General features: G+C 74.2%; 1 protein-coding gene. It reads right to left on the reverse strand.

Features of this window, described 5'->3' with window-relative positions:
- Positions 1-57: 57 nt before the first annotated feature.
- Positions 58-1,338, reverse strand: coding sequence for an extracellular solute-binding protein (locus FNQ90_RS23085; RefSeq protein ID WP_182608119.1), 1,281 nt, complete (start codon positions 1,336-1,338; stop codon positions 58-60).
- Positions 1,339-1,433 lie beyond the last annotated feature (95 nt).

Below are 1,433 nucleotides of genomic sequence, written 5' to 3' on the forward strand. Positions count from 1 at the left end.
CCGGCGGGGGCGCGCGGTGGGCACGGGGACCCCGGGGTCCCGTCCGCGGGCGGGTTCTCAGCCCGCCGCCTCCTGCTGTTCGGCGTACTGCTGGAGGGCTCCCAGCACCCGGGCCGGGTCGTTGTCCGGCCGTACCGCCTCGCCGATGGTGCGGCGCAGTTCGCCGGAGACACGGGCCCAGCTGACCTTCTCGACCGGGAAGGGGCGGGCGGAGGGCAGCTGGTCGAGGAAGGGGCGGAAGTGGGTGTGCTCTTCGCTGTCCTGCATCCGTTCGACGGCGGGGGTGGTGACCGGCAACAGGTGGTAGCGGTCGGCGAAGGCGACGACGTGTTCGGTGGCGAAGACGTGGCCGAGGAAGGTGCGGATGGCGGGGAGTCGGTCGTTGCCGTTGAAGGCCATCAGCCAGTCGACGGCGCCCAGGGTGGCCTCGGAGGGCCCGTCCGGGCCGGGGACGGGGCCGGTGGTGTGGGCGATGTCGAAGAGTTGGGCCTGCCGCAGGAAGGTGGGGTGGGCGTGCATCATGGCGACCTCGCCCCGGCTGAAGCCGCGGTAGACCTCGCGCCGGTCGGTGGTGCCCGGGTCTCCGGAGCCGGTGAGGCCGGGACGGACGAGTTCGTCGCGCAGCCAGGTGAAGGTCGCGATGTTCTCGGCGGAGTCGATCGCGTAGCCGCCGCCGGATCGGGTGAGGCCACCGCCGCCCCCGAGCATCCAGATCGCGGCCTCGGCGTGGCCCTCCTCGGGGCCGAGGGGCAGGCCGTACGGGGTGGGTACGCCGGAGGCGGCGAGGGCGACGGCGGCCTCGCGCAGTTCCTCCCGGGTGGCGGGCGGCTTGTCCGGGTCGAGGTCGGCGTTCTCGAAGAGTTCGCGGTTGCAGAAGAGGCGGCGGGTGTCGGTGGCGTAGGGCAGGCCGTACTGGACGTGGCGCACCTCCCCGGCGCGGGTGAGGCCCGGGAGGAAGTCGGACTGCATGGGGAGGGTGAGCAGGTCGCCGGCCGGGTGGAGCAGGCCCGCGTGGGCGTACTCGGCGTAGGCGCCGAGCTGCGCGATGTCCGGGGGGGTGCCGTCGGCGACCATCTCCGCGACGCGGGCGTCGGCCTCGTCGGGCGGGAAGACGGTCACGTCGACCCTCAGGTCCGGGTGGTCGCGGCGGAAGCCGCGCACGAGTTCGTTCCAGAAACTCTCGGTGCTGCCGGTGGCCGAGTCGGAGCCGTGTTCGACCGCGACCAGGCGCAGGATGTGGTCGGGGGTGCCCGGGTCCGCCTCCCCGGCGCCGCAGGCCGGCAGCGCGCCGGCGGCGAACAGTCCGGCGGCGGCACCGATGAAGTCTCGTCGTCTCACGTCTCACAACCCCCTGGTCTTTCGTGGTCTGGCCGGGGGATGGGGTCGGTGCCGGGCTGTGGCGCGGGGCCGACGGGAGGCGCGGGGCCGGGGAG

This window comes from Streptomyces alkaliphilus (assembly GCF_014141535.1).
Taxonomy (GTDB): Bacteria; Actinomycetota; Actinomycetes; order Streptomycetales; family Streptomycetaceae; genus Streptomyces; species Streptomyces alkaliphilus.